Source organism: Stenotrophomonas pictorum JCM 9942, assembly GCF_001310775.1.
GTDB classification, from domain to species: domain Bacteria; phylum Pseudomonadota; class Gammaproteobacteria; order Xanthomonadales; family Xanthomonadaceae; genus Stenotrophomonas; species Stenotrophomonas pictorum.
The window spans coordinates 1-1,633 of the sequence record NZ_BAZI01000499.1; the positions used below are offsets into that span (position 1 = coordinate 1).

Here is a 1,633-nt window from a genome sequence, read left to right on the forward strand (position 1 = left end):
CGCCTCGGCCTCGTACAGATCCAGCGCGCTCACCTTCGGGCAGCGCGCCAGCACCTCGGCCGACAGGTAACCCCAGCCGGCGCCAGATCGGCGCCGTGACCGGCCAGATCCGCCGGCAGCTGCTCCACCAGCAGCGCCGAGGCCGGATCGATCCGGTCCCAGGCGAACACGCCCGGACGGCTGTGGAAGCGGCCATCGACAATGGTGCGCGGTGCATCCAGCGCCGCCCAACGCTTGCGCAGCGCCTCGTCGTGACTGCCGTCGGCCGGCGCGGTCCAGTAGGCACGGCAGTGGTTCTTGGTCAGCTTGCCGCCGAGTCCGGCCAGCTGCTGCAGGTCGCTTTCACCCGAGCGGGCGCCTTCGTTGTTGGACTGGCAGGCCACCACGATGCCACCGGGGGCGAGCAGGGCCACGGCGCGGGCAAACAGTGCGCGGGCCTCGTCACGCTGCCGCGGCGGCAATACCAGCACCGCCGCATAGCGGGTGGCATCGCCCTGTACCTGGGCCTCGTCACGTACCTGCCAGCCACTGCGCTCCAGCGCCGCGGCAAACGGGCGGAAGCTCTGTTCGCAGACCAGCTGGTCACTGGCGGCATGTTCACGCAACGGCCAACCGTCGCGCGCACGCAGGAACAGGACCGGCCCCTGCGGCCAACGCAGGTTACCCGCGGCAAACGGAAGAAAGAGGGTTTCCAGAGGAGCGTCGTGCTGGGCAGCCATTGCGAACCGGCAAAAAGAACAGGGCCGCCCATTCTAGCCGTCCGCCCCGAAACCGGCCCTTCAGGCGCTTTCGCCGGGCATCCGCCGTACCTCGCGGATGCTGTCCAGCCACACCACATGCTGCTGCGAGAAGCGTCCCAGGTCATCCAGCCGCACGGTGGCGTTCACACCCGGCTGGTCGTTGTGATCGACAAAGTGCTGCAGCGCCGGCCGCGTGGTCACCGTGCCCGCCAGCTGGATGCCGTCCTGCAACACCAGAACGACCCGGGTGCGGTCGCCCAGTTCACCCAGCAGTGTTTCCAGCAGGGCGATCCGCATCGGGTCGGAATAGACGTGGGGCGCGTAGAGAGCCATGGCAGCGTCCTCGGTGACGGGGATCACACTACCCACAGCTCATGTGAAATCCGCGCAAAGCTTTCAGTGGCGCAGCCTGGCGTCGCGGATCGCCCCGACCAGCTGGGCCAGACTGTACGGCTTGGCCACATGCGCCTGGAAACCGGCCGCGAACGCACGGCGGCGGTCATCCTCCCGCGCCAGCGCGGTGACCGCCACCGCCGGCAGTTCACGGCCTGAGACGCCCATCGTCTCGCGCAGCGTGCGCACCAGACCGTAGCCATCCATACCCGGCATGCCGATGTCGCTGAGCAGCAGATCGAAGGCGGTGTGCCCACGCCGGTCCAGCAGCTCCAGCGCCTCGGCCGCGGAACTGGCGGTGATCACCGACGCCCCCTGCTCTTCCAGCACCCGGTGGATATTGGCCAGCACATCCGGCTGATCCTCCACCGCCAGCAGCCGCATTCCCTGCAGCGGCAGCTGCGCGATCACGTCCTCGCCGATCGGCCCACGCTGCACCCTGCGACGTGGCCGATGGCTGGCGTCGGCGCGGTGTGCGGGCAGCCGCACCCGGAATACCG

The 1,633-nt window shown here is 69.2% G+C and carries 2 protein-coding genes and 1 pseudogene; all 3 read right to left on the reverse strand.

The features are described 5' to 3' along the window. A pseudogene (locus tag JCM9942_RS15415) lies at positions 1–719 on the reverse strand (methyltransferase); the annotation flags it as partial. A gap of 60 nt (positions 720–779) precedes the next feature. After that, positions 780–1,073 carry a DUF3247 family protein gene (locus JCM9942_RS15420; protein WP_054660734.1) on the reverse strand — a complete coding sequence of 98 codons (294 nt, stop codon included), beginning with the start codon at positions 1,071–1,073 and terminating at the stop codon, positions 780–782. Positions 1,074–1,136: 63 nt separating this feature from the next. Beyond that, positions 1,137–1,633: response regulator (locus JCM9942_RS15425; protein WP_157722977.1), on the reverse strand; the 497-nt coding region annotated here is incomplete at its 5' end.